This window comes from Cupriavidus consociatus (assembly GCF_017814975.1).
Taxonomy (GTDB): Bacteria; Pseudomonadota; Gammaproteobacteria; order Burkholderiales; family Burkholderiaceae; genus Cupriavidus; species Cupriavidus consociatus.
In genome coordinates this window covers 1-6546 of record NZ_JAGIQA010000080.1, presented here as the reverse complement: position 1 = coordinate 6546, position 6546 = coordinate 1, and the positions used below count along the sequence as shown (strand labels likewise).

Below are 6546 nucleotides of genomic sequence, written 5' to 3'. Positions count from 1 at the left end.
GTTGTTGGTACTTCGTTCTTGTCATTCACCACACCTTACCGGATGGCAAGGTGTTGCACTTCAGATTTGAGGGCGCCTGTTTTGAACTGGACGCTGCCGCACTACTTCGGTTTCCCTCATTCTCAATCCTGTCTGCGCCTAGATCGGCACCTGCTTCGTTGAGACGGCAGGTGAAATCCACGCTGAACCGTTGCTATCTTCTGCGATGGGGCCCTTGTCATGGGCCCGCGTAGGAGCGTCTTTCCGAGCGCTGCGCCAGTTGGCATAAGGTTTGCGATTAGCGGACTGGGCAAAGCAACGCTCGCGGCCGAGAAGCTGCGCGAGCGTCATGGGCTGACGTTGTCCAAGGAAACCATCCGCCGGCTGATGACGGTGGCCGGCCTGTAGGTGCCGCGCAAACAGCGGCCGCCGAAGGTCTACCAGCCTCGGAACCGGCGCGCCTGCTATGGCGAACTGATCCAGATCGACGGCAGCGATCACCGCTGGTTTGAGGAGCGTGCCCCAGCCTGCACGCTGCTGGTCTATGTCGACGACGCCACCAGCCGGATCATGGAACTGCGCTTCACTCATTCGGAATCCACATTCACATACTTTGCGGCGACGCGGGCCTATCTGGAGAGCCACTGCAAGCCGGCAGTTGGCAAACTGCGCATTCGTTTCGAACGGCGTCTCGATATCCATCTCGCTCTGCTCACGCTCGCCTGCGCGGTCATCTGCTCACGATTCGTTGACCAGTTTTGTTAGCGGCTCTTAGGCTGTGGTCAGCGGATGTCTTGATCGCCGTCAAGGTTGGACCACAAGGTTTCACGAAAAAATGTCGCCAGTGCTTTTTCTTGTTAAAGGTTGGGTATGACAAAATCATCAGCTGAGCGCGTGTCCTCAGAAATTCTGTGGGAAGCATTGCCCGATGTGGAGGACCCGTACGTGGGCCTGGAGGATTCGAATTGCGTTCGCGTTCAGACTTGGGTGGCGGCACAGAATTCCCGTACGATGACTGAACTTGGCGCCTCCAATGACGTCAATGCACTGGCCAGGTGGTTTTTGGAGTCGATCACGGCCGACGACCGTATCGCTCAGTGCTCGCGTCGTGATGGATGGGGCTACAACTTCTGGTCGGATCTCAATCATCCGTTGGGCCTTTTGCGACGCACGCCATGGCAGGAGTGGCTTGATGGAAAGCCGGTCTGGGAAACTGTGCTCGATGTCGGCGCGCTCGACCTCAATCAGCAGATTGATGACGATACTTGCTGGACCCTTTCAGCTTTTGAGTTGCTGTATCCAACCTATGATCGTGCACTGGTCTTACTTTCGCCAAGCGGGGCGGATGCCTGCGTGGTTCGCGAGTTTGACATGGAGGCACGATCGTTCGTCGACGATGGATTCGTGCTTTGTGAACCGGGTGTGCACAAAATATCGTGGATCGACCGCGACACGGTCTACGTTGGATGGGACGACAGCGCTGTCAATGCGGCTCCTGCACTGACGGTATCGGGATATCCTCGGCAGGTGCGACGCTGGACGCGAGGTTCTTCTGTTTATGACGCGCCAGTGGTGTTCGAAGGTCTTCCCACCGACTTGGGCGTGGATGCCCACTTCGAGCCGGTCCTACAACGGCATATCGTACGTCGGGCGATATCTTATTATGAAAAAAATGTGTTCTGGTGGAATGCTGAACGTGCCGAATGGTGTCAATACGATGTTCCCTTAGACGCGGATGTCTATGAATGGAAGGAGTGGCTGCTGATTGAATTGAGGTCCGCATGGCGCTTAGGTGATACCACCTACGCCAGTGGCTCACTATTGGCGCTTCAGCGGTCGGCGTTTCTTGCAGGGAAACGAGGCTTTACTGTGCTATTTTCACCGGAATACCGGCAAGTGCTTGCCTTTGTAACCTATACTCGGCAGCTGTTGGTGGTTTGCCACAAGGCACAGGGCGTTCCTCAAGTAACGTTATGGCAGCCTCCTACGGCATCTTGCGCTCTATGGCAGTCGCGCGGTATGCCGTTGCCTGCAGACTGCTCCGTATCGATCTATCCCATCGATTGGGAGCACGAAGATACGGTACTTATCGGCATTAACAGCTTTCTGGCGCCGCCATCGTTGCATTTTGCCGACCTGTCGAACGACGCGCCATGGCAGAAGCTCGCGGCATTGCCGGCTCGCTTTGATGCCATGGGTTATGTTGCCGAGCGGCGGCATGCGGTAGCGCCCGATGGCGTGCAGATTCCCTACTGGGTGATCGGACGAGAGGCAGACTTGAAAGAATCGCCGCAGCCGTGCTTGTTGATTGGATATGGCGGCTTCATGATTTCCATGGATGAGCCCCGCTATCTGGAGAGATATTGGCCGTGGCTGGAACGCCACGGTGTTATCGTCATTGCCAGCATTCGTGGCGGGGGCGAGTTCGGCCCCGCCTGGCATGAGGCCGCGCTACGTGAACGGAGGCAGGTGGCATTCGACGACTTTATTGCTGTGGCCGAACATCTGAGCCTCACGAGTGTTACTACGCCGCCTCAGCTTGCGATCTACGGGGGCAGCAACGGGGGGCTGCTGACGGCGACCTGCATGGTGCAGCGCCCGGAACTTTTTGGCGCCGTGGTTTCCCATGTTCCCCTCGTCGATATGGCCCGATTCCATTTGCTGTTACGAGGGGCGTCGTGGATCAACGAGTATGGCGACCCGGACAACACCGAAGATTTAGACGTACTGATGGCGTATTCACCGTACCAGAACGTAAAGGCAGGAGTTCCCTATCCGGCATTCCTGCTCACGACAACATCGACAGACGATCGAGTGCATCCTGGCCATGCGCGAAAGATGGCGGCACGGATGCAGGCGCAGGGGCACGCCAACGTATGGTATCTGGAAAACCGTGATGGTGGTCATGGTATGGGTGTGAAGCCGGAAGACGTGGCACGTGTAATGGCGCTTACTGAGGTGTTTCTACGGACTGCGACCGACGGTCTGTGCACGCCTGATAATAAGGATGGCGACAATATCGGTCCACGTGGAAATGGGCCGGCGCAGATTCAGGTCGAACGAACCAATTAACATCTCAGCTTGGGCAACGCGGTGCCATTGCTGCTTGCGGTTCCAGTATTCGTGGTAGTTGTTGCCCAGAAGTTGGCGTATGCAGGTATTCTTTTGTGATGCATGCCATAGTATTGCTCGTGGATATGCCGATCTAGAGGAAATGTGCGGTGGCGTCTCAGGTAGCGCCCCGCGGGCCGCCGCTGGCTTTTCCCTGAGGGCCGTAGCACGCCAGGGCACTTGGCCAAGATCGCCGTGATGCGGTCGATGTCCGCCTGCGCGCGCGACCACACCTTCATCCCGCGGAAATTCCCCTTCAGGTTCATCGGCAGCGCCGAGCGCATCGCCGCAAACCCGGAGTGCATCTCGCCGCAGATGGCGCGACAGTGCGCGCGCGGCGGGGTCCTTGCATCAGCAACGCCGCAGTCTCGGCCAACGCCTTCTCCTTGCGCTGCAGCTCGCGCTCGAGCTCCTTGATGCGACGACGATCATGCTGAGTCTGCTGCGGGCTGGCGCGCACCTCTTCAGGCTCAGCCAGCGCCTGCGTGGCGGCCTGGCGCCACTGCTCAAGCTGTTGAGGGTACACGCCGTACTCACGACACAAGCGCCTCGGCTGGCCTCATCCATGGCCGACGTAGTGATCACAGCCTCCAGCCGCGCGGCTGCTGTCCATGCCCGCTCGCGAGCGGGCATGGACAGCGCATCCGCACGCCAGCGCTCCAGCGTGGCCACTGACACACCCAATTCCCTTGAAACCACTTCCACCGCAGCACTCTGCGGTGGCAACAGCCGCGCTACTGCCCGGTCCTTAAGCGCTTGTCCATATCGGCCCACCGAGCGTGAACCTGGAGCGCCACGAGCAGGCGCTACGCGTATCGCGAGCGCGGCGAGCACGACAAGGCCGACGCCATCCGCGACTTCCATATCGAATACTTCGCCACCATGGACCTGACGGTGGAGTTCTACCTGGAAACCGTCAGCCTGGTATTCCAGCGCTTCCTGCTGGCGCAGGGGTTGCTCGACGTCGCCGGACGCCGCGTGTGCACGCGCGCGATCTGCCGCACCGCGCTGCTCACGGTCGAGGGGGGCGCGACGACATCTGCGCCATCGGCCAAGCCATGGCCGCGCAGGATCTGTGCCCGAGCCTGCGACCCTACATGCGGATGCATCACTGCAGACCGGGGTCGGCCACTATGGCGTGTTCAACGGTAAGCGCTGGGAAACGCAAGTGTACCCCCTGATGCGCAATACCATTTACACGAGCGGCTGAGTCTTCCGCCTGGCATGCCTGAAATCGGGCCTAACATCGGACGTGGCTGCGCGGTGGCTTATCATGTGGCCTGTTCGCGCCGACGCGGCGCCAGGACCACCATGCTATTGCTACCGACACAAGACTTCCAGGGCCAGAGGCTGGTCCGGGTCGGCGATGCCGACGACTTCCTGCTGCTCGCTCCGCAACACGGCGGCCGTCTGGTGCGCTGGGTGCACCGCGGCGAGGACATCCTGTACTGGCCCGACAACGCCGACTGGAGCCGTCCGGTAAAGGTGCGCGGCGGCAATCCGCTGCTGTTCCCGTTTACCGGCCGGCACTTCGTGGATGGCCTCGCCGGGCTGTGGCGCGACCGGCACGGCACAGTGCACAAGCTGGCGCTGCACGGCTTCGCGCGCGACCTGCCATTTGAAGTCAGCACAATCGATGCTGCCAGGTCGATCACCATGACGCTGCGCGACAGCGCAGAAACGCGGCCGGGCTACCCCTATGCCTTCGTGTTTGACGCGATGTACGCGCTGTTGCCCGACGGACTGTCGATCACGCTGCGCACCACTAACACCGGGGACCAGCCGTTGCCCTGCTATCCCGGCCACCATTTCTATTTCCAGCTGCCACATGCACAGCGTGCCGCGTCGTCACTGGCCTTGGCGCCGGCCGATCGCGTGCGCCAGTCGCCCGAGGGCGCGCCGGGTCCGGCCGAAGCGGGAGAGCCGGCCTACCGGGTCGACGACCCGCGACTACAGGACACCTGCCACGTCTTTCGTGGCGCTGCCGGCGCCATGCTGTCGATGCCGGCATGCACCATCGCCTTCGTACTCGACGCTGTCGACAGCGTGCGCTGGCACGCCGTGACAACGTGGTCCCAAAGCGAACAGTCTGATTTCTATTGCGTGGAACCGTGGGTGGGACTGCCCGATGCAATTCACCACGGGCAAGGACTGCGCTGGCTGGCACCTGGCCAGTCGGAGAGCGCCGTGTGCCGATTGGGCGTAACGGCGGCCGGAGCCATGACGACCGGAGGGGCAGCTTAGCCCGATCAGGATGGCCGGATCCGCCTGCGACAACCAACCGAAATCGATGCCGCGCGGCTCCTGCCACGCGCGCAGCTTGCCTGGCAGTGCCAAAAGCTAGCTGGCGAAGCCTGCCTCACCACCGGCATCGAACAGGCGCTGCACTTCCAGCCCATCCCACGTCAGCGTGACATCGAGCGCGTACGGATGGCGCCGCAACTCCAGCGGTCCGTCGCCCGTCATGCGCAGGCGTGGAGGGTGGTGCGCGACCACGACGGGCAAGGTATGCAACTGCACAACCGGTGCTGCTTGCCGACGACTGGTACACCTGGGAGCCCAGCTCCGGCGACAGCACCCAGGTTTCCGCCTCCTCCAGTGTCACGGCCCGCAGATTGCCGTTCGTCATCGACTCCGCCGCAAACTCGGCGATGTTGCGTAGCTGGGCGGCCGGGATGAATAGGGGTCAACATTTGGTTCATCGCCGAATTCCGGGGAAGGTGGCACGGATCTTGAGAAAGGTATCCGACGTGTTGACCACTCCATCCACGCCGCGGGAGTGCACGCCTTGCACCTAATCGAGGTCATTCAGGACCGAAGCAGTCTGCAAAATCTCTGCAGTCGCTGCAGATTGGAACCTTGCAAACAAACCATCCCTCGCGCTCGCACAATTGTTTGTAGAAGAATTTCTTCCATTTCATACCGAGGACGTTCTTTTCAGCCAGCCGAGGGAACCAATGCCCGAGCAATGCTGATAGCTCACGCCGAGAAGGCAGACGCAAGGCCTGCCACAGGTGTTCCTCCTTCAGACAAGCGCACGCTAAAACATTGGAAATGCAATGGACTTCGATAGTCGTACCCGCGCTAGGATCAGCGTGCGATTTGAACAAGGTCACAAGATCTTCGAATTCGTCGTCGTCACATGATCCGCTTTGGGAATCAACAGCAGCTGCGCCAAACTCCAGCGGTAACGCTCTGTCGACGCCGGGGAACCAGCGTACAAGCAACCAACGAGCCTCGTCGGTAGCCAGTCCGCGGATGAACAATATATGCTCGCCAGTCTCATCAAGGGCAGCCGAGATCAGGCCGGCAAGCGCCAGCACCGTGGCGTCGGTGGTGCTCACAGCGTAACGCATCAACGTCGCGTGGTAATCCATGGCTGATGTTGCCCCTGTTTGGTGTAGCTCTTAGGTCTCGGGTTATGCGGCCTTTATGCGCTGTGCCGCATGCCAGCGT

3 protein-coding genes and 6 pseudogenes are annotated in these 6546 nt (G+C 60.3%); 5 read left to right on the top strand and 4 right to left on the bottom strand.

The genetic code is table 11. The features are described 5' to 3' along the window. Nucleotides 1-297: 297 nt before the first annotated feature. From J8I82_RS38880 to J8I82_RS37050, 3 genes and pseudogenes are all read left to right on the top strand, one after another. Nucleotides 298-633 (top strand): annotated as a pseudogene (locus J8I82_RS38880) (ISNCY family transposase); the annotation flags it as partial. A gap of 6 nt (nucleotides 634-639) precedes the next feature. Next, nucleotides 640-744, top strand: a pseudogene (locus J8I82_RS37055) (IS5/IS1182 family transposase); the annotation flags it as partial. Nucleotides 745-849: 105 nt separating this feature from the next. Then, nucleotides 850-3051, top strand: a complete 2202-nt coding sequence (locus tag J8I82_RS37050) for a prolyl oligopeptidase family serine peptidase (protein WP_209765531.1) — start codon at nucleotides 850-852, stop codon at nucleotides 3049-3051. 215 nt (nucleotides 3052-3266) lie between these two features. Here the strand turns inward: J8I82_RS37050 and J8I82_RS38875 are convergent. Then, nucleotides 3267-3425 (bottom strand): annotated as a pseudogene (locus J8I82_RS38875) (glutathione S-transferase family protein); the annotation flags it as partial. A gap of 14 nt (nucleotides 3426-3439) precedes the next feature. Continuing rightward, a pseudogene (locus J8I82_RS37045) lies at nucleotides 3440-3864 on the bottom strand (transposase); the annotation flags it as partial. Between the two features lie 2 nt (nucleotides 3865-3866). Between J8I82_RS37045 and J8I82_RS37040 the strand changes: the two are divergent. Both J8I82_RS37040 and J8I82_RS37035 read left to right on the top strand, forming a co-directional pair. Then, nucleotides 3867-4300 (top strand): annotated as a pseudogene (locus J8I82_RS37040) (polyhydroxyalkanoate depolymerase); the annotation flags it as partial. 101 nt (nucleotides 4301-4401) lie between these two features. Next, on the top strand, nucleotides 4402-5334 hold the full coding sequence (locus J8I82_RS37035; RefSeq protein ID WP_209765530.1) for an aldose epimerase family protein: 933 nt from the start codon (nucleotides 4402-4404) through the stop codon (nucleotides 5332-5334). A 60-nt stretch (nucleotides 5335-5394) separates the two neighbouring features. Here J8I82_RS37035 and J8I82_RS37030 read toward each other — a convergent pair. Continuing rightward, nucleotides 5395-5610: pseudogene (locus J8I82_RS37030) on the bottom strand (DUF5594 family protein); the annotation flags it as partial. 284 nt (nucleotides 5611-5894) lie between these two features. Further along, a complete protein-coding gene (locus J8I82_RS37025) occupies nucleotides 5895-6467 on the bottom strand; it encodes a nitrogen fixation protein NifQ (protein ID WP_209765529.1) in 573 nt (190 codons plus the stop codon). Nucleotides 6468-6546: the final 79 nt, after the last annotated feature.